The organism is Kribbella sp. NPDC003557 (assembly GCF_040610805.1).
Lineage (GTDB): Bacteria > Actinomycetota > Actinomycetes > Propionibacteriales > Kribbellaceae > Kribbella.
The window spans coordinates 443,218-469,600 of record NZ_JBEXMY010000001.1; the positions used below are offsets into that span (position 1 = coordinate 443,218).

21 protein-coding genes are annotated in these 26,383 nt (G+C 69.7%); 7 read left to right on the forward strand and 14 right to left on the reverse strand.

What is annotated here, in order from left to right; all coding sequences use genetic code 11:
• Nucleotides 1-625: 625 nt before the first annotated feature.
• From ABZW60_RS02185 to ABZW60_RS02195, 3 genes are read right to left on the reverse strand one after another with little or no spacing between them, the layout of a single operon-like run.
• Nucleotides 626-1,684, reverse strand: a complete 1,059-nt coding sequence (locus ABZW60_RS02185) for a 5-dehydro-2-deoxygluconokinase (RefSeq protein WP_355473121.1) — start codon at nucleotides 1,682-1,684, stop codon at nucleotides 626-628.
• A 34-nt stretch (nucleotides 1,685-1,718) separates the two neighbouring features.
• Entirely contained in the window at nucleotides 1,719-2,603 is an 885-nt protein-coding gene (locus ABZW60_RS02190; RefSeq protein ID WP_355473123.1) for a sugar phosphate isomerase/epimerase, read from the reverse strand.
• Nucleotides 2,604-2,617: 14 nt separating this feature from the next.
• A complete protein-coding gene (locus ABZW60_RS02195) occupies nucleotides 2,618-3,604 on the reverse strand; it encodes a Gfo/Idh/MocA family oxidoreductase (protein ID WP_355473125.1) in 987 nt (328 codons plus the stop codon).
• Between the two features lie 141 nt (nucleotides 3,605-3,745).
• Here ABZW60_RS02195 and ABZW60_RS02200 point away from each other — a divergent pair, with 141 nt between their 5' ends.
• Complete coding sequence (locus ABZW60_RS02200; RefSeq protein ID WP_355473127.1) at nucleotides 3,746-4,486, forward strand: GntR family transcriptional regulator; 741 nt, start codon at nucleotides 3,746-3,748, stop codon at nucleotides 4,484-4,486.
• Here the strand turns inward: ABZW60_RS02200 and ABZW60_RS02205 are convergent.
• From ABZW60_RS02205 to ABZW60_RS02225, 5 genes are all read right to left on the reverse strand, one after another.
• On the reverse strand, nucleotides 4,483-9,345 hold the full coding sequence (locus tag ABZW60_RS02205) for an NAD-glutamate dehydrogenase (protein ID WP_355473129.1): 4,863 nt from the start codon (nucleotides 9,343-9,345) through the stop codon (nucleotides 4,483-4,485). The two genes, ABZW60_RS02200 and ABZW60_RS02205, sit on opposite strands and share 4 nt — an antisense overlap.
• Before the next feature lie 115 nt (nucleotides 9,346-9,460).
• Nucleotides 9,461-9,658, reverse strand: a complete 198-nt coding sequence (locus tag ABZW60_RS02210) for a ferredoxin (RefSeq protein ID WP_355473131.1) — start codon at nucleotides 9,656-9,658, stop codon at nucleotides 9,461-9,463.
• Nucleotides 9,655-10,854, reverse strand: coding sequence for an NADH-ubiquinone oxidoreductase-F iron-sulfur binding region domain-containing protein (locus ABZW60_RS02215; protein ID WP_355473133.1), 1,200 nt, complete (start codon nucleotides 10,852-10,854; stop codon nucleotides 9,655-9,657). The genes ABZW60_RS02210 and ABZW60_RS02215 overlap by 4 nt, the downstream gene beginning before the upstream one ends.
• On the reverse strand, nucleotides 10,851-11,423 hold the full coding sequence (locus ABZW60_RS02220) for a hypothetical protein (RefSeq protein WP_355473135.1): 573 nt from the start codon (nucleotides 11,421-11,423) through the stop codon (nucleotides 10,851-10,853). Before ABZW60_RS02220 ends, ABZW60_RS02215 begins: the two co-directional genes overlap by 4 nt.
• On the reverse strand, nucleotides 11,396-12,304 hold the full coding sequence (locus tag ABZW60_RS02225) for an FAD:protein FMN transferase (RefSeq protein ID WP_355473136.1): 909 nt from the start codon (nucleotides 12,302-12,304) through the stop codon (nucleotides 11,396-11,398). The genes ABZW60_RS02220 and ABZW60_RS02225 overlap by 28 nt, the downstream gene beginning before the upstream one ends.
• 6 nt (nucleotides 12,305-12,310) lie before the next feature.
• Here ABZW60_RS02225 and ABZW60_RS02230 point away from each other — a divergent pair, with 6 nt between their 5' ends.
• A complete protein-coding gene (locus ABZW60_RS02230) occupies nucleotides 12,311-12,664 on the forward strand; it encodes a hypothetical protein (protein WP_355473138.1) in 354 nt (117 codons plus the stop codon).
• Nucleotides 12,665-12,673: 9 nt separating this feature from the next.
• Here the strand turns inward: ABZW60_RS02230 and ABZW60_RS02235 are convergent, their stop codons facing one another.
• On the reverse strand, nucleotides 12,674-13,171 hold the full coding sequence (locus ABZW60_RS02235; RefSeq protein WP_355473140.1) for a MarR family winged helix-turn-helix transcriptional regulator: 498 nt from the start codon (nucleotides 13,169-13,171) through the stop codon (nucleotides 12,674-12,676).
• Nucleotides 13,172-13,254: 83 nt separating this feature from the next.
• On the opposite strand from ABZW60_RS02235, the gene ABZW60_RS02240 reads away from it, so the two are divergent.
• From ABZW60_RS02240 to ABZW60_RS02255, 4 genes are all read left to right on the forward strand, one after another.
• The gene (locus ABZW60_RS02240; protein WP_355473141.1) at nucleotides 13,255-14,226 is read left to right on the forward strand and encodes an NmrA/HSCARG family protein; all 972 of its coding nucleotides are present in this window, start codon (nucleotides 13,255-13,257) and stop codon (nucleotides 14,224-14,226) included.
• Between the two features lie 856 nt (nucleotides 14,227-15,082).
• Nucleotides 15,083-15,607 carry a hypothetical protein gene (locus ABZW60_RS02245; protein ID WP_355473143.1) on the forward strand — a complete coding sequence of 175 codons (525 nt, stop codon included), beginning with the start codon at nucleotides 15,083-15,085 and terminating at the stop codon, nucleotides 15,605-15,607.
• Nucleotides 15,608-15,722: 115 nt separating this feature from the next.
• Complete coding sequence (locus ABZW60_RS02250) at nucleotides 15,723-16,064, forward strand: helix-turn-helix domain-containing protein (protein ID WP_355473144.1); 342 nt, start codon at nucleotides 15,723-15,725, stop codon at nucleotides 16,062-16,064.
• Between the two features lie 146 nt (nucleotides 16,065-16,210).
• The gene (locus ABZW60_RS02255; protein WP_355473146.1) at nucleotides 16,211-19,969 is read left to right on the forward strand and encodes a S8 family serine peptidase; all 3,759 of its coding nucleotides are present in this window, start codon (nucleotides 16,211-16,213) and stop codon (nucleotides 19,967-19,969) included.
• 42 nt (nucleotides 19,970-20,011) lie between these two features.
• On the opposite strand, the gene ABZW60_RS02260 is transcribed toward ABZW60_RS02255, so the two are convergent.
• The 4 genes from ABZW60_RS02260 to ABZW60_RS02275 form a co-directional block, all read right to left on the reverse strand.
• On the reverse strand, nucleotides 20,012-21,241 hold the full coding sequence (locus ABZW60_RS02260) for an MFS transporter (protein WP_355473148.1): 1,230 nt from the start codon (nucleotides 21,239-21,241) through the stop codon (nucleotides 20,012-20,014).
• Nucleotides 21,242-21,302: 61 nt separating this feature from the next.
• Entirely contained in the window at nucleotides 21,303-22,010 is a 708-nt protein-coding gene (locus ABZW60_RS02265; protein WP_355473150.1) for a DUF4386 domain-containing protein, read from the reverse strand.
• Nucleotides 21,973-22,275 carry a hypothetical protein gene (locus ABZW60_RS02270; protein WP_355473152.1) on the reverse strand — a complete coding sequence of 101 codons (303 nt, stop codon included), beginning with the start codon at nucleotides 22,273-22,275 and terminating at the stop codon, nucleotides 21,973-21,975. Before ABZW60_RS02270 ends, ABZW60_RS02265 begins: the two co-directional genes overlap by 38 nt.
• Nucleotides 22,276-22,364: 89 nt before the next feature.
• Complete coding sequence (locus ABZW60_RS02275) at nucleotides 22,365-25,028, reverse strand: LuxR C-terminal-related transcriptional regulator (RefSeq protein WP_355473154.1); 2,664 nt, start codon at nucleotides 25,026-25,028, stop codon at nucleotides 22,365-22,367.
• 67 nt (nucleotides 25,029-25,095) lie between these two features.
• On the opposite strand from ABZW60_RS02275, the gene ABZW60_RS02280 reads away from it, so the two are divergent.
• Nucleotides 25,096-25,875, forward strand: coding sequence for a methyltransferase domain-containing protein (locus tag ABZW60_RS02280; protein WP_355473156.1), 780 nt, complete (start codon nucleotides 25,096-25,098; stop codon nucleotides 25,873-25,875).
• Between the two features lie 34 nt (nucleotides 25,876-25,909).
• On the opposite strand, the gene ABZW60_RS02285 is transcribed toward ABZW60_RS02280, so the two are convergent.
• Nucleotides 25,910-26,245 carry a hypothetical protein gene (locus ABZW60_RS02285; protein WP_355473157.1) on the reverse strand — a complete coding sequence of 112 codons (336 nt, stop codon included), beginning with the start codon at nucleotides 26,243-26,245 and terminating at the stop codon, nucleotides 25,910-25,912.
• Nucleotides 26,246-26,383: the final 138 nt, after the last annotated feature.

A 26,383-nucleotide genomic window follows, 5' to 3' on the forward strand; every position in this document is an offset into this window, starting at 1 on the left:
TTTAGGCCTGCGGTTGGGGCGTCCGGGTCGGCGTACTGGCTCGCGGCGGGTCCCGCGGACGCGCTTCCAGGCAACCGCGCGCTGGGCATCCCGGGAGCGTTCTGGGCTCCGGGTCCGGGTGAGGGCGTGGCCTGCGTCGGGCGGCTGCTGCGCTCGGCGGGTCCGCCGGACGTCGCGTGAGAGCCGTGCTGCGACGAGTCTGAGATAACTGTTGGGTCGTCGGGGCCGCCGACCTCGGGGCGGTGCGCGATCACCGTCGGGTCGTCTGACCCCACGTACGCACGAACTGCCGGATCGTTCGACCTGACATGCCCGGCACCCGCCGGACGGTTCGATCCCACGTGACCGATGATCGTCGGGTCATCCGACCCGTCGTACTCAGCAACCGTCGGGGCGCCCGCCCCTCGGCGGCCAGCACCCGTGGGGTCCGCCGGCGCGGTATGTCCAGCACCCCGCGGGCTGTCCGGCGCGGTGGGGCCGGGGGGCGTTGGGGTGTTTGGGTCTCTGTGCGCGACGACTGTTGGGTCGTTGGGGCCGGGGGTGAGGGTGGTGGGGTCGGGGTCTTCGGGGCGGTGGATGGGGATGGGGCGGGCGTGTTCGGTGTACTGGTCTTCGTCGTGGGGGGTCATGATTCGGCTCCCAGGTGGGCGAGGACCTCTTCGGTGGTGGGCATGGCGGTGGAGCATTCGAGGCGGGAGGCGACGATTGCGCCGGCGGTGTTCGCGAAGCGGATGATCTTCTCCAGCGGCCAGCCGGAGAGGAGGCCGTGGCAGAGGGCGCCGCCGAAGCCGTCGCCGGCGCCGAGGCCGTTGACGACCTCGACCGGGTACGGCGGGACCTCGACGCGCTCGTCGCGGGTGCGGGCGAGGGTGCCGCGGGGGCCTTGTTTGACGACGGCCAGTTCGAGGCCGCGGTCGAGGAGGGCCTGGGCGGCCTTGTCGGGGTCGGTCTCGCCGACGGCGACCTCACACTCCTCACGGTTGCCGACAGCAACGGTGCAGTACTCCAGCGCGCGCGAAACCTGCTCGTGCGCCTCGGTCGGATCCGCCCAGAACATCGGACGGTAGTCCAGGTCCAGCACCGTGAACCGGGGTCCCGAAGACCCACCGCCGGGAGTCCCGGAGGAGCCCGTCGCGGCGTTGCCCGGCGAGGGCGGTGTGGGGTTGGCGGCGTCGGCAGGTCCCGGGGTGGTGGAGTGTGGCGAGGTGGTTCTGCCGCGGGCTTCCCAGGCTGTGAAGTGGGCGGAGCGGGAGGGTTCGGCGGAGAGGCCGGTGACTGTGGACCAGTAGATTCTGGCGTCCCGGATGGCGGCCAGGTCTAGTTCTGAAGGGTTGATGACCAGGTCGGGGGCCTTCGGGAAGCGGTAGAAGTAGAGGGGGAAGTTGTCCGGGGGGAAGATCTCGCAGAAGGTGATCGGTGTCGGTAGGCCGTCTACGGGCGTGACGAAGCGGTCGTCGACGCCAAGTTCGCCGAGGGTGCGGTGGATGAACGTGCCGAACGGGTCGTTGCCCGTCCGGCTGATCACCGCCGTCTTCCGGCCGTGCCGTGCCGCTGCCACCGCCACGTTCGTCGCGCTCCCGCCGAGGAACTTGCCGAACGAGGTGACGTCTTCCAGATGTGTCCCGATCTGCAGCGGGTACAGGTCGACCCCGATGCGCCCGATCGTCAGTACGTCGTCCACCATCAGACCTTCCCATCCGCACGGGTCCCGGGGGCAGTCATCCCAGCTCCGCCGCGATCGACCGCAGGTGCGCGATACTCGCCCGTACGTCGACCACGGGCCCTTCGTCCACCGGGCGGGCCGGCAGGATCGTGTCCTGCTCGAGCACGTACCAACCGTCGTACCCGGACTTCTCCAGCGTGCTGACGATCGTCGTGATGTCGATGTCGCCGGCGCCCAGCGGCCGGTACATCCCGGCGCTCACGGCGTCGGTGTAGGTGACCTCGCCGGACTGCACCCGCGCGGCCCACGCGGCGTCCACGTCCTTCAAGTGCGTGTGCCGGATCCGGGCGGTGTGCTCGACGGCCAGCGCCACCGGGTCGACCCCGCCGATCAGCAGGTGCCCGGTGTCCAGGGTCAGACCGATGGAGGACCCCTCCAGCACCTGTGCGACGTCCGTAGCGTTCTCGACCATCGTCCCGACGTGCGGGTGGACGGTCGCGAGCACGCCGCGCGAGGCCGCAAGCGCGGACAGCTTGTCCAGGTTGGCGAGCAGCGTCCTCCACCCGGCCGAGTCCAGCTCCGGGCGTTCGTCGTAGCCGTCCTGGCCGGTCGCCGCGGCGAGGACCAGCGTCCCGGCACCGGCCGCGACGAATCCCTCCAACGCGGCGGCGACCTCCGGAGCCGGGTCGTGCGAAGGGTCGTGCAGGACGACCGGCACGAATCCGCCCACAGCCCGAAGGCCGACGTCCGCCAGCTTCTTCGCCTTGTCGGACGGGTCGTCGGGCAGGAAACCGTCCGGGCCGAACTCGGTCGCCGCCAGCCCGACCGTGCGCATCTCCGCGAGTACGGTCTCGGCGTCGTACTGCCAGCCCCAGCCCGGCACCTCGCACACACCCCACGAGATCGGGGCGCCGGCGATACGGGCGGCAAGTTCAGTCATGTCGAGGAGGCCCTTCACAGCGTGACGATGCGGTTCTCGTGGCGGGACAGTTCACAGGCGTCGGCGATCCGGAAGGCCGCGAGCGCGTCCCGGACCGTACACGGCACCTCGCGGGTGCCGGCGACGACCTCGATGAAGGCGGTCAGCTCGGCGACGTACGCGGGCTGGAACCGGTCCATGAAGGTCATGTGCGGCGGCCCCTCCGGGAAGCCGACACCGGGCTCGGCCGAGCGGAGCGCGGTGTGCGAGTCCAGGCCGACCGCGATCGAGCCGAGGCTGCCGTGCAGTTCCATCCGGACGTCGTGCCCGGCGCCGTTGTAGCGCGTGCCGCTGACCGCGACGAACGTGTTGTCGTCGAGCGTCAGCAGCGCCGCCGCCGAGTCGACGTCGCCGTACTCGCCGAAGAAGGTCTCGCCGCGGTTCGCGCCGGTCGCGTAGACGCTGACGACCTCGCGGCCGGTGACGTACCGGATGATGTCGAAGTCGTGCACGGTGCAGTCGCGGAAGAAGCCGCCGCTCTGCGGGATGTACTCGCGGTGCGGCGGGAAGGCGTCGTTGGTGTTCGCCCGGATGTGGTGCACGAACCCGAGTTCGCCCGACGCCACGGCCGCCCGCGCCGCCTGGTACCCGGCGTCGAACCGGCGCTGGAAACCGATGTGTACCGGCACCGTGGACGCCTCGACCAACTCCACCACCCGCGACGTCTCGGCGAGGTCCAGCGCGACCGGCTTCTCACAGAACGTGGGTACGCCGGCCGCCAGACCGGCCTCGATCAGCGCAGCGTGCGCGGACGTCGCCGCCGCGATCACGAACCCGTCGACACCGGACGCGAGCAGCGCCGGTACGTCGGGGGCGGACTCGACGCCGAGCTCCTTCGCGACCACCTCGGCCCGGTCCGGGTCGGCGTCGGCGACGACCACCTGATCCACCGCCGGCAAACCCTTCAGCGTCGCGGCGTGGAACGCCCCGATCCGCCCGACCCCGACCAACCCGATCCGCATCCGCGCTGCCCCTCTCGAGAACGGCGCGCCACAGTCCCCGCGGCGCGCTGGTTGCTCGTCAGCTTTCCGGCCGCGTGGCCCGGGTGTCAATACTTTGTTAACACATTCTCACGTCGGCACATATGCCTGTAGCATCCGTTCATGACCGCCATGCTGCCGATCCAGCTCGATCGGAGCAGCCCGGTGCCGCTGTACCACCAGCTGGCCGAGCAGTTGACGGCCGCGATCACGGAGGGCCGGCTGCGTCCGGGCGATCCGTTCGAGAACGAGATCGGCATGTCCGACCGGCTGAGCCTGTCCCGACCGACGGTCCGGCGGGCGATCTCGGAGCTGGTGAACCAGGGGCTGCTGGTCCGCCGCCGCGGCATCGGCACCACGGTCGCGAACCAGATGGTGCACCGCAAGGCCGAGCTGACCAGCCTGTACGACGACCTCGCCCGCGAGGGCCGGACGCCGCGGACCGAGGTGCTGGCGCTGGACTGCGCGGCGCAGGACGACCGCGCCGCCGCCGTCCTCGAGGTCCCGCCGGGCACGCCGCTGGTCGCGATCGTCCGGCTCCGGTACGCCGACGACCTGCCGCTCGCGATCCTGCGCAACTGGTTGCCGCCGGCCCTCAACGACCTGACGCTCGACGAGCTGACGAGCGACGGCCTGTACGCCGTACTGCGGGCCCGCGGCGTCCGGCCGACGGTCGCGCGCCAGCGGATCGGCGCCCGCAACGCGACCGCCGAGGAACGCCGCACCCTGCACATGTCGAAGGCGGAGCCGCTCATCACGATGACCCGCTCCGCCTACGCCGCCGACGGATCACCGGTCGAGTACGGCAACCACTGTTACCGCGCCGACCAGTACTCCGTCGACGTCGTCGTCTCCGAACGCTAAGCCTGGCTGGCGATCAGCGTCCGGACCAGGCGGAGGCCGACCGAGAGGTGGGCGAGTTCGGGGCCTTCGGTTTCGACGATCTCCTCGAGCATGGTGGCGGCGCGGGCCAGGGCCGTGGCGTTCTGGTCCTGCCAGGTGACGACCCGGTCCTCGGGGTCGGCCGACGGGTCGGTGGTCGCGAGGACCTGACGGGTCAGGCGGGCGTGCACCGCGTGCAGGTCGTCGCGGAGCGCGGCGCGGGCCATGGTCTGCCAGCGATCGGTCCGCGGCAGGCCGATGATCCGCTCCAGGAAGCGGCCGAGCTGCAGCCGCTCGCCGAGCGCGAAGTGCACCTTCGCGACCTCGAAGATGTCGATGTCGTCGCGCGACGCCGTCTCCACGATCCCGAGCCCGGCGTACGCCGGCGGCAGCACCGCGATCCGGGTCGCGAACTCGTCCGAGACTCCCTTCTGCACCAGGGCTTCGCGCCGCTGCTCGAACAGCGCCAGCTCGCGCCCGCGCAGTACGTCGGGCAGCGCCGCCGTCAGCTTCGCGATCCCCGGACCGAAGAACTCGATCAGCTCCTCGATGTCGACCGGGGGCCGCCGGTTGCTGACCAGCCACCGGGTCGCACGCTCGACCAGCGTCCGGGTCTCCAGCCGCATGTGCGTCTGCGTCCCGGCGTCCACGACGTTGTCCAGGTCGGAGTTCCGCGACAGCAGCTCGGGCTGCGCGAAGATCCGGGATGCGGCCAGGTTCGCCCGGACGACGTCCTCGACGGTCCCGCCGGTCTCCAGCGAGAGCCGGTGGTACGCCGTGATGCCGGACGTGTTCACGAACTCGTTGACCACCTGCGTGGTGATGATCTCGCGGCGCAGCTGATGACTCTGGATCTGGTCGGTGAACCGCTCCTGGATCGCCTTCGGGAAGTAGCTGGCGAGCTTGTGCTTCAGATACGCGTCGTCGGGCAGCGAGGTCTTGAGCAGCTCGGCCTCCATCACGATCTTGGTGTAGGCGATCAGCACCGACAGCTCCGGCGACGTCAGCCCGCGGCCCTCGGCCTTGCGGCGCTTGAACTCCGTCACGCTCGGCAGGAACTCCAGCTCGCGGTCGAGCAGGCCCTGCTTCTCGAGCCGCCGGACCCAGTCCTGGTGGACGTGCATGAGCGCGGCCGCCTGCGCGCCGGCGTTGGCGAGCGCGATGTTCTGCCGGTAGTTGCTCTTCAGCACCAGCGCGCCGACCTCGTCGGTCATCGACGCGATGATGTCGTTGCGCTGCTTCTCGGTCAGGTCCCCGTCGGCGACCACGGTGTCGAGCAGGATCTTGATGTTCACCTCGTGGTCGGAGGTGTCCACGCCGGCCACGTTGTCGATGAAGTCGGTGTTGATCCGGCCGCCGGCCGCGGCGTACTCGATCCGGCCGAGCTGGGTGCAGCCGAGGTTGCCGCCCTCGCCGACCGCGCGGGCGCGCAGCTCGGACCCGTTGACCCGGATCGCGTCGTTCGCCTTGTCGCCGACGTCGGCGTTCGACTCGGCGGTGGACTTCACGTAGGTGCCGATGCCGCCGTTCCAGAACAGGTCGACCGGCGCCTTCAGGATCGCGTTCATCAACTCGGCCGGTGTCATCGTCGGCGACGTGCTCTCGATGCCGAGCGCGGAGCGGACCTCGGCCGAGATCGGGATCGCCTTGTCGGTGCGCGGGAACACGCCGCCGCCGGCCGAGATCAGCGACGCGTCGTAGTCCGCCCACGACGACCGCGGCAGGTCGAACAGCCGCCGCCGTTCGGCGAACGAGGCGGCCGTGTCCGGCGCCGGGTCGAGGAAGATGTGCCGGTGGTCGAACGCCGCGACCAGCCGGATGTGCTCCGACAGCAGCATCCCGTTGCCGAACACGTCACCGGACATGTCGCCGACGCCGACGACCGTGAAGTCCTCGCTCTGGCAGTCGTGGCCCATCTCGCGGAAGTGCCGCTTGACCGACTCCCACGCGCCGCGGGCGGTGATCCCCATCGCCTTGTGGTCGTAGCCGACCGATCCGCCGGAGGCGAACGCGTCGCCGAGCCAGAACCCGTACTCCTTCGCGACACCGTTCGCGATGTCCGAGAACGTCGCCGTGCCCTTGTCCGCGGCGACGACCAGGTAGGCGTCGTCACCGTCGTACCGGACCACGTCGCGCGGCGGAACGATGTCGCCGGCAACGATGTTGTCGGTGATGTCGAGCAGCCCGGAGATGAAGGTCCGGTACGACGCGATGCCCTCGGCCAGCCAGGCGTCGCGGTCCGCGGCCGGGTCGGGCAGCTGCTTGGCGAAGAACCCGCCCTTCGCACCGACCGGCACGATCACCGAGTTCTTCACCATCTGCGCCTTCACCAGGCCGAGCACCTCGGTGCGGAAGTCCTCGCGCCGGTCCGACCAGCGCAGACCGCCGCGGGCCACGGCGCCGAACCGCAGGTGCACACCTTCGACGCGCGGCGAGTACACGAAGATCTCGTACGCCGGCCGCGGCTGCGGCAGGTCGGGGATCGCCTTCGGCTCCAGCTTCAGCGAGATGTACGAGCGGGGCTGCCCGTCGGCGCCCGGCTGGAAGTAGTTGGTCCGCAGCGTCGCCTTCATGACGGTCAGGTACGACCGCAGGATGCGGTCCTCGTCCAGGCTCTGCACCGTGTCCAGCGCGGCCAGGATCTCCTTCTCCAGCTGGTCCGTGAGCATGCCGCGGTCCGGGTCGTCGGCGGGGCCGCGCGCCGGGTCGAAGCTGGTCTCGAACAGCTGCACCAGCAGGCGTGCCACGTCCACGTGGTTCAGGAAGGTGTTCTCGATGTAGTCCTGGCTGAACGGCGTACCGCCCTGGCGGATGTAGCGCTGGTAGGCGCGCAGGATCGACACCTGCCGCCAGCTGAGGTTGCCGCGCAGCACCAGCGCGTTCAGCTTGTCGGACTCCGCCCGGCCGTCCCACACCGCCCGGAACGTGTCGGAGAACAGCGTGCGCAGCTCTTCGCGCTCGTCGGTGTCCTCCGGCGCCCGCAGGCCGAAGTCGTAGATGTAGGCCATCGTGCCGTCGGCCCTGCGGATCTCGTACGGGCGCTCGTCGACGACCTCCACGCCCATCGCGCTCAGATGCGGCAGGACCTGCGACAGCGACAGCGGCGACCCGCTGCGGTACACCTTGAAGCGCCGCTCGTCCTCCCACTCCTCGTCGAGCGGGGTGTAGAGCGACATGGCCAGCCCGTTCGCAGGGGGCAGTCCCTCGAGGACGTGCACGTCGTTGACCGCGACGCGCGCGTCGAAGTCCTCCTTGTACGCCTCCGGGAACGCGCCGGCGTACCGGCGGGACAGCTTCGTGACCGCGCCGTCGCCGCCCTGTGCGTGCAGCGCCGCGGTGAAGTCGTCCTCCCACGCCCGGGTCGCCTCGACGACCTGCTGCTCCAACAGCTCCGCGTCGTACTCACCGACGGTCTCGCCCTGCTTCATCCGCACCACGAAGTGCACGCGGGCCAGCACCGACTCGGTGACGTAAGCGGCGTACGTGACGGTCTCGGCGCCGATCGCGTCCTGCAGGATCTGCTGCATCTTCAGCCGGACGGCCGTGGTGTAGCGGTCACGCGGCAGGTACACCAGGCAGGACAGGTACCGGTTGTAGACGTCGCGGCGGACGAACAGCTTGACCGCGCGCCGCTCCTGCAGGTGCAGCACCGACTGCACGATCGGCAGCAGGTCCTCGACCGGCGCCTGCAGCAGCTCGTCGCGCGGGTAGGTCTCCAGGACGTCGAGCAGGCCCTTGCCGCTGTGGCTGTTCGGGTCGAAGCCGGTCTGGCGGAAGAGCTCCAGCGCCTTGCGCCGCAGCACCGGGACCTGCATGACGCTCTCGGTGTACGCCGTCGACGACAGCAGGCCGATGAACCGGCACTCGCGGACCGGGTCGCCGTTCGCGTCGAACTGCTTGATGCCGACGTAGTCCAGGTAGGTCGACCGGTGCACCGTGGAGCGGGAGTTCGCCTTGGTCAGGATCAGCAGCTTCCGCTCCTGCGCCTTGGCGCTCACCTCCGGCGGCAGCTTGCCGGAGCCCGGCTTCGGGTCCGGCCGGAGGATGCCCAGCCCGGTCCCGGGGCTGCCGCGCAGGATCCCCTGCTGCCCCTCCATGGTGAAGTCGTACTCGCGGTAGCCGAGGAACGTGAAGTGTTCGTCGGCCAGCCACTCGAGCAGCTCCCGCGCCTCCTCCACCTCGCCCTCGGAGACCGGCAGGTCGGCGGCGTCCAGGCCGGCGGCGATGCTGACCGCCTTCTCGTGCATCTTCGGCCAGTCCTCGACCGCCTCGCGGACGTCGTTCAGGACCTTCTGCAGCGCCTTCTCGAGGGCGCGCTGCTCGGCGACGTCCGCGATCCGCTCGATCTCCAGGTGCATCCAGCTCTCGCGGACCAGGTCGTGGCCGTCCGCGGTCGTGGTGTCGTCCAGGACCTCCTGCAGGGTGCCGGCGACGTCGCGCCGGACCACGAACTGCGGGTGGATCAGCAGCTGCAGCTCGAGGTTGCGTTCGGTGATCGCCATCGAGGCGCTGTCCACCAGGAACGGCATGTCGTCGATGACGATCTCGACCACGGTCCGGCCGCTCGCGGACCAGCCGTGCTCCTCCAGCGTCGGCGTGAAGACGTGCACCTTCGCGGTCCCCTGCGGGCGCGACATCGCGGACTTGTAATGGTGCCGCGCGGCGCCCAGACAGTCGTTCGGCTGGCGCTCGGCGACGTCCTCGGCGGCGACGTGCCGGTAGTACTGCTCGAGGAACGCCTTCAGCCTGCCCGGGTCGGCCGACTTGTCGTGCCCATGTGTTCCCGCGGCGACCGCCTTGGCGAGTACATCGGCCTTCTGGACGTCCAGCTTGCTCTGCATTCCCCACCGTCTCCACACGTGACGTCGGCGTCGCTCGCGCCGGACCGCACGACATTGTGCGGTCACTCAGAGATTAGTCCACTCTTGTCACTGGTGTGGTGTCGGGACGGGCCTGTCACCGATTCGCGAGGCGCAGTGCGAGAGCGGGGCAGGCGAGGACTGCGCGGCGCGCGTCCGGGAGCTCACCGGCGGTGATTTCACGGCCGCGCAGGACCGGGAATCCCCACTCGTCGAGGACGATGTCGTCGGGCAGCAGGCCGGCGCACAAGCCGTGGCCGTCGCACCTGGTCCAGTCGATCTCCACCTTGTTCATCGGGTACCTCCGAGGACTCCCAGAACCGGCCGGCCGCATCCCTGACCGGACAGGTGACGCCGTACGTCGTCGCCGAACACCTCCAGCGCCGATGTGAGGAACCTCGCAGTCCCGTCCGGGTGCGCGCAGGCTCCGCGGCCCGGGACCAGACCGAGGTGCCGCTGGGCGTCGTGCCAGCCCTGCGCGTCGCCCACGGTCAGCCGGGCGAAGTCGTCGACCAGCGACGCCAGACCGAAGACACAAGGCCCGCACTGTCCGGCTGACTGACCTCTCAGCCATTCAGCGACCCTGGTGACCTCGCCGAGCGGGCAGGTGCTGGAGCCGAGCGCCAGGACGATGCCGGCCGACACCTCCGGCCGCTGCAGCAGCACGCCCTCGGTCTGCGCCAGCCAGCGCCCGTGGTAGCCGCCCAGCAGGACAGGTCCGGGCTCTGCTCCGGCGTACTGCAGGACGGTGTCGAGTGGGACGCCGGTGGGTGTCTCGATCACACCGGGCCGTTGGACGGCTCCGTCGATCGTCAGCAGCTGGGTGCCTGGCTCGCTCGACAGACCGGTACTGCTGAACCCGCGGGACCCGAGCCGCGCGAGGACGGCTAGCTGTGCGAACGTCTCCACGTTCGACAGAAAGGTCGGGCGCCGGTGGTACCCCTTCCGCGTCGGCAGCACCCGCCGACCGGGTGGTACGGCGTTGCCGCCCTCCAGTGCGCTCAGCACGGCACGAGCCTCACCTGCGACGAAGCGTCCTGGCGTCTCGCGCACCTCGATCGCCAGCCGGTCGTCGCGCTCCAGCAGCGCCTCACGCAGCGACCTGGCCGCGGCGTTGTCGTGTACGGCGATCAGCACGTGGGGCGCCCGCAGCGCATGCGCCAGACCGACTGCGCCGTCCAGAACCAGGTGCGGCGACCGCGTGAGGAGCAGCCTGTCTTTTCGGCTCACCGGCTCGCTCTCCGACCCGTTGACCACGACGGCCTCCACACCACGAGCTGGCAGGTCCTGCAGCTTCAGCGCGACCGGGAACGCTGCCCCGCCGCGCCCCCTGAGCCCTACCGCTTCACAGAGCCGTACGTAGTCGTCGCGGGTGAGCTCCGGCTGCGGACCGTGCGTCAGAAGGTGCCGCTGAAGGTCCAGGCGACCCTGGTCGAGTCCGGCGAGGACTCTGGCCTCACCGATGACCCTCGTGTCCTCGGCCGTAATCACTGCGTCCTCCAGGCTCGTGTGGGCGTTGCGTTGAGGCGGTACGCGCCGGCAGTGGCCACGGCGGCCAAGCAGCCGAGCGTGATGCCGAGCATCCACGGCGTACCGCGGTCGGTACCTGCCAGCAGGGCGTGGCCGATGGAGAGCAGCCACCCGACCGACGCGGCGATGTGGAGCTTGCGCCAGTGCTTCGTGAACGACGCGGACACGGCCAACCGGCCGCGGGCCGCGCCGACAAGTGCGGCCAGTACAAGGCTGTAAAGAGCAAGCGCACCGATAAACATGGCGAAGGGCCGGTAGCCGGCGCCGAACGGCCACACAAGGACAGTCGGACTGATGGCCACGTAGCTGTCGGCGATGACCGCGACCACATGGGTCGCCAGCAGGACCAGTCCGGTCACGGCTGCCGACCGATGGACGTACTGCAGCCAGAAGCGAGGCTCTGCCCGCCGTACGACCGGCATGACCATGCCGAGCACAGCAGACACCGTGAACATGACCATGGTGACCACGCCGGCTGCGCGGGCCAGGTACCACAGCGTCATCAGGCGGCCCTGCTCGCCGTCGGCCACCCCGACAGCTCTGTGACCTCACCGTCGTCAGCAATCAGCCGTGCCGGGTGACCGGCCAGCGTGAGCCGGCCGACAGCCGCCTCGCCAGTGGCGATCAGTGCTGTGCTGAAGGTGTTCGCGCGTACGGCGGTCGGCGCCCAGACGGATGCCGTTCGGTACGGACCGTCGGCGGGGCGACCTGTGCGCGGGTCGATGACGTGGTGGCCGTAGCCGGTCGGGGTCTGCCAACGCCGTACCGTCCGGGTCGACGTGGTGAGCCCGCCATGGGCGAGCGTGACGAGGACACCCTGGTCGCCGGCACGTTCCGCCACGGTGATGACCCACGGCTCCTTCGGTGTACCCGCCGCACGGAGGTCGCCGCCGATCTCGACGAGGACAGCGCAGCCGTACCGCTTGCTGATCACGTTGGCCGCCCGGTCCGCGGTCCAAGCCTTGGCAGTGGAGCCGAGGTCGAGAGCGCAGTCCTTGGGCACGCCGAGCAGCGCCAGCTTCCGGTTGAGGCGGACCTCCTGCCAGCCGACGACCGGCTTCGGGTCCCCGGCCGGCTGCGGGAAGCGCCGGCGTACGGCCTCGATGTCGGCGTCGTACCCGGCCGCGATCACCGCCGGGCCGACGGTCGGGTCCACCGCACCACCACTCAGCTGGGCCGCGACCAGGCTCACGTCGACAAGGTCGACGAGCAGCCGCGACACCGGTACGAGTGCGCCGGCGCGGGTGTTGACGACCGACAGCTCGGAGTCCGGACGGAACCGGCTCGCGGCCTTGTCGACGCGGTCCATCAGCGCCTTGAGCTCACCGCACGCTGCCCCGAGTACGGCGGGGTCGTCGACGGTCAGCCGGACCGTGCAGCTCCACGCGGTCCACGTGCGGGAGGCGGTCATGACCCGTTGCTCCCGCCCTGCGAGGTCGAACCGGAGTCGGCCGAGCCGAGCCCGCTCGAGCTGCTGCTGCTGTCGTCGGAGCCCGAACTGGACGTGGAGGTGGAATTCGAATCGCTGGATGTGGCCGTTGTTCCGGTGCCGCTGGAGTGCTTCGACGACACGACGGCGACCGAGATCCCGGTCGCGCCGACGCCGAGGACGGCGGTGGCTATCGCGGCCGCGGACGCTCGGTGGAGCCAGCGCCGGCGGTTGGGTCGGGATGCGTGTGTGGTGACCATGCAGCAAGCCTCGGTCGAGGCTGCTCAGCCGCACTCCAAGGGAAGATCAAGCCACCGTCAAGTTCTCCTGAAAGCTCTCTGAGAGCAGTCCTCAGGAGCGCGCCTCCAACGGGCAGTCGTCGTCGCAGTGCCGGCCGATCGCGTCGACGACCTCGTCGGAGACCTCACCCAGCACCGCGAACCGGTCCGGCCCGAACACATCGACGAAGAACTCCCGGACGCGTGCGGCATGCGCCGGCGCGCACTCCTTGATCGCCGCCAGGCCCTCCTCGGTGATGACGATCTCCGGGTACCGCGAGTCGCAGGCCTCCTTGCGGATCAGGCCGCGCTTCTCCATCCGGGTCAGGTGATGGGACAGCCGGCTCTTCTCCCATTGCGTCGAACGGCTCAGCTCGAACGCGCGCATCCGGCCGGCGTCGGACTCGGACAGGTTGACCAGGATCTCGAAATCCGATCCGGACAGGCCGAACTCGCGCTGGAGGTGACGCTCCAGGTGCGTCTCGAGCGTCCGCTTCATCAGCAGATAACTGCGCCACGACTTCTGCTCGCCGTCGTCCAACCAGGGTCCTTTGCTGCTCACGCCCACCATCCTACCCGGCTGGGTTGACACATCAACCCAACGCGCTATCTTAGTCGAGTTGACACATCAACCCGACTCTTTGAGGAGTGGATATGAGCAAGCTGATCGTCGTCGTCGGGGCCACCGGAGCGCAGGGCGGCGGGCTGGTCCGCGCGATCCTGGCGGATCCGTCCGGCGACTTCGCCGTCCGGGCGCTGACCCGGAACCCGGACTCCGGCGCTGCGCGGGAGCTCGCCGCGGCCGGGGCCGAGGTGGTCGCCGCCGACCTCGACGACGAGGCGAGCGTGCGGGCCGCGTTCGACGGTGCGTACGGCGCCTTCGTGGTGACGAACTACTGGGCTCCGCTGACGCCCGAGGAGGAGGCCGTCCGGACCCGCGCCGAGATGGAGCTCGCCCAGGCCGAGACCGCCGCGCGGGCCGCGCGCGACGCCGGCGTACGGCACCTCGTCTGGTCGACGCTCGAGGACACCCGGCCGTTCTTCGCCGGCCGCGACGACGTCCCGAGCCTCGACGACGGGCGCTACAAGGTCCCGCACTTCGACGCCAAGGGCGAGGCCGACGAGATCTTCACCAAGGCCGGCGTCCCGACGACGCTGCTGCGGACCACGTTCTACTTCGACGCGTTCGTCACCGCCATGGCGCCGGCCCGCGGGGCCGACGGCACCCTGACCATCACGTTCCCGATGGGCGACCGCCGCCTGTCCGGCGTCGCCTCCGACGACATCGGCCGCACCGCCCTCGCGATCCTCAAGCGCCCCGACCTGATCGGCGAGACCATCAGCATCGCCGGCGACCACCTGACCGGCGACGAGTACGCCGCCGCCCTGTCCGACACCATCGGCGAGAAGGTCGTCTACCACTCCCCGACCCTCGACGAGTACCGCTCCTACCCGTTCCCGATGGCCGTCGAGATGGCCAACATGTTCCAGTTCTACGCCGAGAACCACGACGACTTCACCGGCGACCGCGACCTCACCGAGGTCCGCGAGCTGAACCCGGACCTGGAGTCCTTCGAAACGTGGCTCAACCTGCACAAGGACGAGCTCCGGGCCGCAATCCAGTGACCCTGATGTAGGGCGGCTCGCGCCTTGAGCCGTCCAACATCACTGAGAGATATTTCGGGCTGTTGACCATCCGTTGGCGACGTCTCACGGAACAGCGACGGAACAAGACCGAAGCGCCAGAGCGGCGAGTCCAGGAGACGCTGCGGACTCGAGCAGCGCGGGTTCATCAGAGTCGTCAACAACCCCGGCCACCCCTCCAGCGCCGTCCCATGCCCGGAGGGGTGGCGGATACCACGCGCTTGGCAGTCGCCTTCGCGGTCGCGCAACCAGCCGTCGGCAAAGAGCTCACCACGCACCATGTCGAGTCGCCTCGATTGGACCCTGGGGACTGGTGGAGGGCTCGATTCATCCTGCAGATCGAACCGATGAACGACCCGGACTTCCTCGATCGCACGCCGACCGGAACCTCGAGCGACGGGAGTTGGCTGTCCTCTCTCGCGCACAACGCCCGACTGGCCCCGTCGACCGGCTGCGACAGGATGACCAAATGCTGAAACTCGCTGCCACGTTCTTCGCCGGACTCGCCGTCGCCATCGGCCTCATGCTTATCCAGCAGGCGATCCGAGACACCTCGCCTCGCCGGTGACGCCCCGAACACGTGCAGCGCGCGCCAGGTTCAGCCATGCGACGTCGAGCAGGCCGTCTGATGCCAGGCGCCGCAGAGCGCGAAAAGTGTCGTCTTCGCTGATGCCGGCGGCCTGGGCGATCCCCCAGCCGGGCCCCTCGACGTCGCGCTAGCCGCCACCTGGTCGGACACCCCGGGGCGCAGGAGTCCAACCGAGCTCGGGCCGTTCACACCACCCGGCCCTGTGTGCTTCACTGTCGCACGATCACGCCTCGACGAGGAGGTTCGAGAATGTTGCGCAAGGGCATAGGCCGCGCTGCTGCCATCGCGGCGGCGAGTCTTTTACTCGGATTCGGGCAAATCGTCGTTCCTGGGGCAGCGCATCTTCCCGTTGCTCACGCTGATGCGGGCTACTTCGATGATTGCGCATACGACTGGCTCCACTGTGGAACCGGTGAACAGGTCGACCTCACTGCTGACCAAGTTCGCGCACGCACTGACCTTTGTCTGTGGGACAACAACGACGGCAGTCATCCGAACGCCGCAGTGTGCATCAAGCGGGACGGAGACGTGGTCTTCGTGCGGGACACCGACAGCGACGGCAGATCAGCACTCGGGCAGATCGGCTTCACTGTCGACAACATCTATGTCTGCAGGAACGGGCACGGTTCCGGGACCTGGGCGCGATGTGACTTCCAGTGGCCGGAGAACGATGCTCGCCTTCGCACGGTGGACTGCGATTTCGACAATGCGCCGATCAGTTTCGGGTCGTCCGAATGCACCAGGTCGGAGCGCTACGTCGACTTCATGGGGTGACTCGGGCCGGTGTCTGCGAGGAGCTGCGGGAGCGCCCGGGTCTGACCGACGACCTGCATGAGTTGGATTCGTGCGAGATCGGACTGCCACCGTGCTCTCTGCGCCGGGCTCTGCGATGTCTGACTGCCGCTATCACGCGTACCCGGTGACGCCATCGGCCCCGCAGACTCGCACCCGAGGTCGAGCCCGGCCTGGCCGGCGACTGCAGCGCGGTACAGCCGCCGATGAGCTCGCCAGGACGTACGGCGTCTCGCGGGCCACCGTCTACCGGATTCCTCGCGAGCATCACGTGAAGAACAGCCCGCGGCCCCCCAGTTCCACGCCGAGAACCACGACGACTTCACCGCGACCGCGACCTCGCCGAGGTGCGCGAACTGAACCCGGACCTGGAGTCCTTCGAAACCTGGCTCAACCTGCACAAGGACGACCTGCGGGCCGCCGTCAAGTGACCCCTTGAGGTTGGGCGGCTCCACCCCGAGTCGCCCAATCGTGCAGTGCCCATTCTTGCCAAATTCGGGTGTTGCTGGCGAAAACGGGCAATTCGTTTACACGTGTCCCCGGTGCTGATCAGATTCGGTCACCCCAGACCACCGAGAGGACACCATGCGTTCTTCTGCCCGTCGGCTGCTCGTGCCGGCCGCTGCGCTTCTCCTGGTCGCCGGTCTCGCCACCCCGACGACGGCCGGCGCCGAACCTCCCCCACCACTCCCCACAGCCGGCGGCGCGGCCGCGACAGGAGGGACACCTCTCGACCTAACGCTCATCACCGGCGACAAGGTCACCGTCGCGCCCGGTCCTGGCCGCGCCGTGTCGGTGCAGGCTGTCGTACGCGCTCCGCGGTCGACCGGACCGGTACGGATCAGCGTCGAGAACGGCGACACGTTCGTCTTCCCCGGCGCCGCGATGCCGTACGTGGCGACAGGGCAGCTCGACAAGCAGCTGTTCAACGTCAGCGAGCTGGTGGCCCAGGGGTACGACAACGCCCGGAGCAAGGACCTCCCGCTGGTCGTCACGGGCTCGGCCGGCGTGGCCGCCAAGTCCGCGCGCCGCTCGGCGCTGCCGGGCACGACCACCACGCTTGACCTGCCGTCGGTCGACGGCGCGGCCGTCAAGGCCAAGAAGGCGGAAGCTGCCGCGCTCTGGTCGGCGCTGACCGGGCAGAGCGGCCTGCGGGCGAAGGCGAGCAGCGCCGCGGCGCCGTCCTTCGCTGCGGGGATCGGCAAGGTCTGGCTGGACAGCAAGGCGCGGGCGATGCTCGCGGACACCACCACACAGATCGGCGCGCCCGCGGCGTGGGCAGCGGGCGCGACCGGCACGGGCGTGCGGGTCGCGGTGCTGGACTCCGGTGTGGACCTGGGGCACCCGGACCTGGCACCGCGGATCGTGGCGACCAAGAGCTTCGTGGCCGGTGAGGACATCGTCGACCGCAACGGTCACGGCACGCACACCGCGTCGACCGTCACCGGTACCGGCGCGGCCTCGGACGGCACGGAGCGTGGTGTCGCACCGGACGCCGATCTCATCGTGGGCAAGGTGCTCGGCGACAGCGGCTCCGGTCCGATCTCCGGCATCATCGCCGGGATGGAGTGGGCGGCGCGGACCGAGCACGCCAAGGTGATCAACATGAGCCTGGGGACGCCGGCCTGGCACACCCAGGACGATCCGCTGAGTCAGGCCGTGAACGAGCTGAGCGCCGAGACCGGCGCCCTGTTCGTGATCGCCGCGGGCAACTCAGGCAGCAGCCCGTACAGCGTCAGCTCACCTGGTACCGCGGACGCCGCCCTGACCGTCGGCGCGGTGGACGGTTCGGATCAGCTGGCCGACTTCTCCAGCGTCGGCCCGCGGCTGATGGACGACGGCCTCAAGCCCGACCTGACCGCACCTGGCGTCGACGTGCTGGCCGCGCGGTCGCAGTACATGAACGATGGCGGTGAGGGCTACTACCGGACGGACAGCGGTACGTCGATGGCGGCTCCGCACGTCGCCGGCGCGGCCGTCCTGCTCGCCGCGCAGCACCCTGACTGGACCGGGCAGCAGCTCAAGGACGCGCTGATGAGCACCAGCAAGCTGACGCCCGCCTACACGCCGTACCAGGCCGGGACCGGGCGCGTCGACGTTGCGGCGGCCTCGCTGCACGGTCAGCTCACCGCCACCGGATCGGTCGACGCCGGGCTCGTCCAGTGGTCGCCGAAGCCGGACCGGACGCCGGTCGAGCGGCAGATCAGCTACCGCAACACCACAGACGAGCCCCTTACGCTGCAGCTGTCCACCGACCGCGCCGGGATCTTCCGCCTCGCCGCGACCCAGGTGACAGTGCCGGCGAAGGGCACCGCCGCGGTCGGTTTCACGGCCGACCCGAACGGCCTGGCTCCCGGGCAGTACGCCGCCCAGGTCATCGCGACCTCCCCGACCGGCACCGTGCACACGGCCGTCGGGCTGGCCGTCGAGCCGAAGAAGTACAACCTGAACGTCCAGCTGAAGGACCAGGCCGGCAAGCCGGTCAGCGGTGAGGTCGAGGTCACCGGCGCGGACGGGAAGTCCACCGTGCTGTGGGCAACGGACGGCAAGCTCACCAGCCGCTGGGCGCCCGGCTCGTACACGATCGTCTCGACCCTGGATGTCCCCGGCAGCAACGGCCCGCACTCGCTCGGCCTGGCCTTCCTGACCGCGCCGGAGGTCGACCTGACCGCAGACCGGACCGTGGTGCTGGACGCGTCGCAGAGCCGTCCGATCAAGGTCGAGACGCCCAAGCCGACGACCGTTACCACGAGCAGGTTCGACCTCTTCCGGTCGTTCACCTCGGCGCAGCCGACCCCGAACGACACGGCGGCGCTGCACGAGATCTTCATGCCGCCGCCGGAGTACGACAGCTTCTGGGCACTGCCGACGAAGGACAAGGTCCGCACCGGCAGCTTCGTGCTGACCACCCGGTTCCGGGCCGAGCAGACGCCGCTGACGATCAGCTACGACGGCCGCAGCCTCGACGACTCGCTGCTCGTCCAGCCCGGCTCCCCGGCGTTCCGCGCCGGCACGACGCGCGTCCAGGCGGTCTTCGCCGGTACGGGCACGCCCGGCGAGTACGCCGGTCTGGCCGTGCGCGGCAAGGCGGTCGTCGTCCGCAACAGCATCGACGTACCGCCCGCGGACCGGGCCGCCGCGGCGCACGCCGCCGGCGCGGCCATGCTGCTCGTGGTCAACGACGGCATCGGCCGCTACAACGACTGGTACGGCGGAGCCGACGGCCGGACCCTCGGCCCGATCCCGACGGCGTCGCTCACCCTCGACGACGGCGAGGCGCTGATCAAGAAGCTCAGCACACGCCGGACCGAGCTGACCGTCACGGCCAACCCGGTGCCGTCGTACCTGTACGACCTGGTCGACTACCACCAGGGCAAGGTCCCCGACGACCCGTCCGCGGCCACGGACCCCGGCAGCCTCGCCCGGATCGAGAACGACTTCGCTCCCCCGAACGGGCAGCAGGTCCTGGAGAGCCGCGAGGACAGCCCGGCGTACGAGCACTTCCCGGCCGCCTTCCCGTACGCCGTGTTCGGGTCGATCCGGGTACCGCGGTTCCCGGCGAAGCCCGCGGTGGGGCACCGGACGGACTGGGTGTCGGCGGGCGCGAAGTGGCAGCAGTACGCCTCGATCAACGGCTGGGCGACGTTCACCGACATCACGAGCTACCAGCCGGGCAGCGTGCAGAGCCAGCGCTGGTTCGGTCCGATCGTGCGGCCGCGGATGCTCGAGTTCGAGCTCCCGCACCGGGTCGGCAACGCGATGGGCGGCATGGTCGCCGGGTTCGGTGACGGCGGGTCCGCGCACAGCGGCGACTCGCTGATGACGCGCAGCTTCGCGCTGTACCAGGGCGAGGAGAAGCTGGTCGGGAGCGGCCCGCGGCCGGACTTCGGCGTCGGCGACCTGGCGCCGGAGAAGCGGCCGTACCGGCTGGTGGCCGACACCGTCGGGAACGCCGAGCTGACGCCGTACTCGACGAGCACGCACACCGAGTGGAGCTTCACGTCAGGGGAGGCGGAGAACCAGCCGCTGCCGCTGGCCCAGCTCGACTACGGCGTGGACGTCGACGCGGCAGGGCGGGCGAAGCGGAACTCGGTCTTCGCCGTCAAGCCTGTGGTGCTGGGCAGCAATGCCCGGCAGGACGCGGTCGTCTCGGTCGGGCTGGAGGTCTCGTACGACGACGGAGCGACCTGGCAACGGCTGCAACTGAAGGAGAGCAAGGGCAGCTGGGAGACACGGCTGCAGGCACCGTCGCGGGCCGGGCAGGTGTCGGTGCGCGTCACCGCCAAGCAGCGCAACGGCGGCGGCATCAGCCAGACGATCGTCCGGGCCTTCGGGCTCAGATGACGCGAGCGGGCGGCCGGCGAACGCCGGTCGCCCGCCCTTCTGTCATCTGACCCGCTTCACACCGAGGATCGCGGCAGCTCCCAGCGTGGCCGACGATCCCGCCGCTGTGTAGAGGACGGCGTAGCTGCCGTTGCCCAGGGCCAGGATTCCTGGCGCGAGAGCGGGGGCGACGAAGAACGGGAGGGCGCTGGCGATGTTGAAGACGCCCAGATCCTTTGCAGCGGTGGCACGGTCGGGGAGTACGTCGGCAACGAGAGCGAGATCGACTGCGACGTACAGGCCGAAGCCGAGTCCGCTGATCGCCATGCCGACGAGGTAGCCGGTGAAGGTGTCGGAGACGGCGATGACGAACATCGCGGCGCCGTACAGGATCGACGCGGTGACGACGAGGATCTTTCGCCGGCCGGTCCGGTCCGAGACGTAGCCACCGGCGAGGGATGCGGCGATCAGCACGACGGACTGGACGAGGGTGCCCAGGAAGATCTGATGCGGTACGTCGGCCTCCGGGCTGCCGATCTGGTCCAGCAGGTAGTAGGCCTGGTAGGTGGCGAGGAAGGCGTAGGCCAGCACCAGCAGGAACCGGCTGGTGAACGCCCAGGCGAAGTCGGGGCTCGTGCGTGGGTTGAAGTAGAAGGTGCTGAGCAGTTCCCGGACCGACCAGGGCGGCTTGTCCGCCGGGTCGAGCCGGCGATCCGTCAGGGTGACCGCGAAGAGCAGGACGAAGAACCCACCGATCGCGCACGGAGCCAGGAACATCAGGAGCCGGTTCCCGGTGAACAGCTGGACCAGATAGGTCGCGGTCACCGACGCGACGGGCAGACCGATGCCGAGGAATCCCGCGACCGAGCCGCGTTGAGTGACCGGGACCTGGTCCGGCAGGACGGCCACCAGAGCGGCGAGCAGAGCGTTCAGGGCGAGTTGCGCGAGGCACCATCCGGCCAGGACGACGGCGACAGTGGGTGCCAGCGCGACGATCAGGATGCCGACGCACCCGCCGCCCAGGCCGGCGACCATCCACGGCCGGCGCATTCCCAGTCGCGAGGACGTGCGATCACTCAGCTTGCCGAAGAACGGGTTCGCGATCATCGACACGACGGATCCGGTCCCGGCGACGAGTGCCAGGCTTCTCGGAGCCTGCTCGATCCCGACGAGCGAGTTGACCTTCAGCGCCAGGGTGACCAGCAAGGGAGCCAGGAACACCAGCGATGTGCCCATCGATGCCAGGGCATAGCGCGAGACGAAGCCCCACCCGACCCGGTCCGGTTCCCTCACAGCAGCGATCATCCAGGCGAATGCGGCCCACCGCCATCGGCGGTGGACCGCACCGGGGAAGTCAGTCGACCTTGGTAAGACCGGCGGTGACCGGCGCCGGCTTGAAGCCCTTGAAGGCCAACCAGCCGCCGACCGAGAGCTCCCAGCAGGCGATCGGGACGGTGGCGAGCATCGTGACGGCCGAGGTCTGCTCGTTGTGGCCGAACACGGTCGCGACGTTGGCGGTGAACAGCAGCGGCGCACCGACGAGTCCCAGGGTGGGGATGATCCGCGGGACCAGCCGCGACTGGTACATCAGCGTGCCGAGCAGTACGGCGTTGATGCTGGCCATGAACCCCGGACCGAACAGGAACGTCCAGTCGCGGACGGCCACGAGCGCCTGGCTGGTTGCCGTCGTACCGGTGCCGTTCTGGTTCAGGGTGACGACCGCGAGCAGGCTGACGACGCCGGTCATGATGATGGCGGCCTCGAGCAGCCGTGACGTGACGAAGCCGAGCGCGAGGGACTGGTTCTGGCGCTTCAGGACCGGGAACAGGGCCACGGCGCTGCCGATGCCGGTGAGGGCGGTGACGAAGTCCAGGAAGCCGGCCGACAGGAGCTGGGTGTCGTGCCCGGCGGCGACGGTGAGGTCCGGGTTGACCGCCGAGCCGATGACGGCGAAGGCGGGCAGCGACGCCGCGAACGTGAGCAGGTAGAAGATGCCGGCTGCGCGGGCGTGATTGCGGGTCGGGTCACTGGTCGCTGTCGTGGGTCGTGCGGTGGTGGTCATGGCTGTCTCCGGTCGTCGGGTCGTGCGGATCTTCTGGGTTGGAGTGCGGATCGGGCTCCACCTGGGCGACCGAGAGGAGGGGGAGGCCGAGGTCGCGGAGCCGTTGCAGCAGCCCGTGCAGGGCGGCCTGGTCCACGACAGGGCCACTGATGGTGGTGGTGCCGTTGGCGGTGGCGGTGAGGGCGAGCCCGTCGAACCAGGCCGACCACCGCGGATCGAGGCGCCCCCGGAGGCGGATCTCGTACCACTGCGGCGTGCTGTTCACGGGGTGCTCCTCTTGTTCGATACCCGCAAACTAGGAGCCGATGTGGTGAGAGGGCCTCACATCATCTGGTGAACTCGGTGATGATCTCTTCAGCGGCGCTGGGACAGCAGGTTGAGCTGGTGCGCCCGGCGGACCGCGGCACGGCGGTTGTTGACGCCGAGCTTGGCGTAGATGTTCTTGGTGTGGGTCCGCACCGTGTTGAGCGACACGACGAGCCGGCGGGCGATCGACGGCCCGTCGAGATCTCCGGCCAGCATCCGCAGGACATCCAGCTCACGCTCGGTCAGCGGCTCGATCAACCCATCTCGCGGGGCGGGCACGGCCGCCGCACCCGGGCAGGCGTCCAGGAGTCGCCGTACGTACGGCCGGCCAGGGTCCAAGGCAGCGAGTAACTCGGCCATCGGCTGCCCTTGGCTGGAGAAGACCCGCACGTAGCCTTCGGGCTCGGCCAGAGTCAGCGCGCGTTCCAGCACCGCCCGTGCTTCCTTGTCGTCGCCCGTCGCATGCTGGGCAAGCGCCATCAGGGTCAGGACTTCGATGAGGGTGCCTTGCCTACCGCCGTCCTCGGCCACGGCGATGAGTCGCTCGAGCAGCCCGATGGCGTCCTGCAGCCGCGATCCGTCCGCGAGCAGGACCCGGACGAGAGTCACGTGCTCGTACTCGCTCAGATACGACGCCTCGTCGTGCACGGAGACGCCGCGCTGGCGTGCCCAGTCGAAGGCGGCGGCCACCTCCCCGTGCGCAGCCAGCATTCGTGCGCGCAGTGCCGGGATCGGTCGCACATTCGGCGCGAAGTCGCCGACGTACACCCGTTCGGCCTCGGCGAGCAGCCCGAGCGCCGCGTCGAGATCACCCTCGGCCTCGCGGACCTGGGCCATCGCGACCCGCCATCGGTACGGGTTCTGCGGCAGGCCGAACTGCTCCCCGAACTGATCGCCCTGTCTCAGGTGCTCGATGGCACTGGTCAGATCGCCGCGCTCCAGCGCCACCTGGCTCAGACCGACGTACATGTCCCGGATCCCGCGTAGGTCGGGGTCGTGGCCGGCTGCGAGCTCGATGGCGCGCTCATAGGTCCGCTGCGCCTGCCGCAGCCTTCCTTGCGTGATCTCGAGGTCGGCGAGCGTGATGGAGCACCCGAGTACGTCGGCGACGTAGCCGACCCGGTGGAGCCCGTCGGCCGCGGCGGTGTAGCTGCGGTGTGCGGCCTCGAGGTCGCCCGCCGTCCAGGAGGCGATTCCGGCCAGCGCCTCGGCCGAAGCCCTGGTCAGGTGGTCGTGCTCGGGCGCACGGTCGACCGCCGAGCGGGCGTGCGCCGAGGTACCGCTGAGGTCGCCTCCGATCAGTGCCAGCGCGGCCCGGTACAGCTCGATACCGCCAGGCAGCCGGGCGAGTTCAAGCTCGTCGACGACCACGGTCTCTTCGGGTCCGTCCAACAGCTGCTCGATGTGGCGCAACCTGCGCTCGACGTCGCCGAACTCGTTGCCGGCCATCAGCGCGCCGACGAACCCCATCGCGAGCACGGGCCGGCGCTCGACCACGTCGTCGGGAAGCTCGTCGATCCACCGGCACAAGGTGTGCTCCTGGCGGTTCTTGCGCAGCTCCGGTACGGCGCGCTCGACCATGTCGGCCGCCCGCGAGACGTCACCGGCCGCGAGCGCGTGCCGGACCGCCGGCTCCGGCCGGCCGTCACCGCCGTACCAGTCGGCAGCGCGTCGATGCAGCTCTGCGACGTCGATGTCCTCATCGGTCAGATGGGCGTGGAGGACATCGCGGAAGAGGTGGTGATAGCGGTACCAGCGTCGCTGGTCGTCGAGCGGGACCAGGAAGAGATTGGCGCGGTCGAGCCGCTCCAGCATCGCCTTGCCGTCGTGTTCGCCGGTCACTGCATCGCACAGGGGTCCGGTGAGACGGTCGAGAATGCAGGTCGCCAGCAGAAACCGCCGGACCGCATCGGGCTGGCGGTCCAGAACCTCTTCCACGAGGTAGTCGACGACGAAGCGATCGTCTCCGGCGAAGCCGGCGATGAAGTCGGCGGCGTCGCCGCGACTGCGCAGTGACAGGACCGCGAGTTGCAATGCCGCGGCCCATCCTTCGGTGCGTTCCTCGAGTGACGCGATGTCCTCGGCGGACAGCCGCAGGTCGTTCACGTCATTGAGGTAACTGACCGCCTCAGCGAGGGTGAAGCGAAGGTCGGCGGCGCGGATCTCCAGGAGCTCGCCGCGTGCGCGCAGGCGTGCCAGCGGCAGGCCGGGGTCTGCTCGGGTGCTGATGATCAGCCGCACCTGCGGAGGCAGATGATCGAGGAGGAAGGTCATCGCCGGCCGGAGGCCGGGGCTGTCGACGAGGTGGTAGTCGTCCAGGATCAGGATGACCTCGTCCGATCGAACGCTCAGCTCGTTCAGAACCACGGTCAGCATTGTCTCGATTGGAGTCTGCCCGGCCTGCAGCAGCGGCAGGGCGCTGGCAGCGACGCCTGGAACGGCACGGTCCAGGGCGGTGACGACGTACGTCCAGAACGACGAGGCCTCGCGGTCGCCCTCGTCGAGAGCGACCCACGCGACTGTCGCTCCCGCCGAGGCGGCGTGGTTGCCGATCCACCGTCCCAGCAGGGTGGTCTTGCCGAACCCTGCCGGCGCCGAAACCAGAACCAGTCGACCGCCCCGAGTCAGGCCCTCGTCCAGCCGTGCCCGCGCGACGAGACCGGCCCGTGGCGCGGGCGGGAAGAACTTGGTCTCGACGAGCGCGTCGGTCATCGCAGCCCCGGGGTGTTGGCGCTATATCCACGAGAGTAGGACACGTGCGTTCAGCTACCGTGTGCGCGTGAGCGTTGATCCGGTAGCGCACAACCGCGCGGCGTGGGACCTTCAGGTCGAGAACGGTAACGAGTGGTCGCGCCCGGTCTCCCCCGAGACGGTCGCGCGGGCACGCGCGGGTGATTGGTCCGTCGTGCTGATCGGGTACCAGCCGGTCGAGCGCGCGTGGTTCCCCGACGACCTGTCCGCTGTGGACGTCCTCTGCCTGGCTTCAGGTGGTGGGCAGCAGGGCCCGACGCTGGCCGCGGCCGGCGCGCGGGTCACGGTCTTTGACAACTCGCCGCGTCAGCTCGCCCAGGACCAGATGGTCGCGGAGCGCGAGGGTCTGGAGCTGCGCACCGTGCTGGGCGACATGCGCGACCTGTCGGAGTTCGGCGACTCCTCGTTCGATCTCGTCTTCAACCCGGTCTCGAACCTGTTCGTGCCCGAGCTCGCCCCCGTCTGGCGTGAGTGCTTCCGGGTACTGCGGCCGGGCGGCGCGCTGCTGTGTGGCTTCCTGAACCCTGACGTGTACCTGTTCGACAACGAGGCCATGGACACCCGCGGCGAACTCGTCGTCCGCCACCGCCTTCCGTACAGCGACCTGACACACGTCCCGGCCGAGGAGCGCGAGCGGCTGTGGGGAGCCGACGCCCCGCTGGAGTACAGCCACACGATGGCCGAGCAGCTCGGCGGGCAACTCGCGGCCGGCTTCGTCATCACCGGGTTCGAGGAGGCACCACACCACTCCGACGCCACCGCGGGCTGGCTGCCCGGCTACTACGCCACCCGCGCCCTCAAACCCTGAGCGACACGGGCCGCCCGCTCGCGCGGAGGGCCGGTCATCGGCCGGCGTTGTCGCCGAGTGCTGCCCGGTTGCGGGGTTCGTTGTAGGTTCCGGCGGCGGCCTCGTCCTGCTGGTCGAGCTTGCGGCGGTAGAAGTCGTACGCGGCCTGCTTGCTCATGCCCAGAGCGGTCCCGACCTGGCTCCAGCTGGAGCCCTCCTCGCGGGCCTGACGGATCATGTGCCACCGCGCTCCGGTCAGCAGCTCCACGACCCGCCGACTCGCGCGCAGCGCCTCCAGGCCGGACACGCCCGGCAGATCAGCCAGGGCTCTCGCGAAGGCCGCCACGGGGTGGCCCGTTGCCTGCTGCCGCTCGATGCCACGCTCGTACAACTCCCGTTGATCGCTGATCCGCAGAACCTCGAGAAGCTCATCGAGGCTTCTCGTGTCCGGGGGGCGAATATCACCAGCCACAACGTCAAGATAGCTTGACACCAACGATCCGTCAAGGTAGCTTGACGTTGATCAGGT

What these genes read in the sequence shown, in the direction of transcription:
- ABZW60_RS02185 (WP_355473121.1), bottom strand. Translation starts at nt 1,684, where the DNA reads ATGGTGGACGACGTACTGACGATCGGGCGCATCGGGGTCGACCTGTAC.
- ABZW60_RS02190 (WP_355473123.1), bottom strand. Translation starts at nt 2,603, where the DNA reads ATGACTGAACTTGCCGCCCGTATCGCCGGCGCCCCGATCTCGTGGGGT.
- ABZW60_RS02195 (WP_355473125.1), bottom strand. Translation starts at nt 3,604, where the DNA reads ATGCGGATCGGGTTGGTCGGGGTCGGGCGGATCGGGGCGTTCCACGCC.
- ABZW60_RS02200 (WP_355473127.1), top strand. Translation starts at nt 3,746, where the DNA reads ATGACCGCCATGCTGCCGATCCAGCTCGATCGGAGCAGCCCGGTGCCG.
- ABZW60_RS02205 (WP_355473129.1), bottom strand. Translation starts at nt 9,345, where the DNA reads ATGCAGAGCAAGCTGGACGTCCAGAAGGCCGATGTACTCGCCAAGGCG.
- ABZW60_RS02210 (WP_355473131.1), bottom strand. Translation starts at nt 9,658, where the DNA reads ATGAACAAGGTGGAGATCGACTGGACCAGGTGCGACGGCCACGGCTTG.
- ABZW60_RS02225 (WP_355473136.1), bottom strand. Translation starts at nt 12,304, where the DNA reads ATGACCGCCTCCCGCACGTGGACCGCGTGGAGCTGCACGGTCCGGCTG.
- ABZW60_RS02235 (WP_355473140.1), bottom strand. Translation starts at nt 13,171, where the DNA reads ATGGTGGGCGTGAGCAGCAAAGGACCCTGGTTGGACGACGGCGAGCAG.
- ABZW60_RS02240 (WP_355473141.1), top strand. Translation starts at nt 13,255, where the DNA reads ATGAGCAAGCTGATCGTCGTCGTCGGGGCCACCGGAGCGCAGGGCGGC.
- ABZW60_RS02245 (WP_355473143.1), top strand. Translation starts at nt 15,083, where the DNA reads ATGTTGCGCAAGGGCATAGGCCGCGCTGCTGCCATCGCGGCGGCGAGT.
- ABZW60_RS02250 (WP_355473144.1), top strand. Translation starts at nt 15,723, where the DNA reads ATGTCTGACTGCCGCTATCACGCGTACCCGGTGACGCCATCGGCCCCG.
- ABZW60_RS02255 (WP_355473146.1), top strand. Translation starts at nt 16,211, where the DNA reads ATGCGTTCTTCTGCCCGTCGGCTGCTCGTGCCGGCCGCTGCGCTTCTC.
- ABZW60_RS02265 (WP_355473150.1), bottom strand. Translation starts at nt 22,010, where the DNA reads ATGACCACCACCGCACGACCCACGACAGCGACCAGTGACCCGACCCGC.
- ABZW60_RS02275 (WP_355473154.1), bottom strand. Translation starts at nt 25,028, where the DNA reads ATGACCGACGCGCTCGTCGAGACCAAGTTCTTCCCGCCCGCGCCACGG.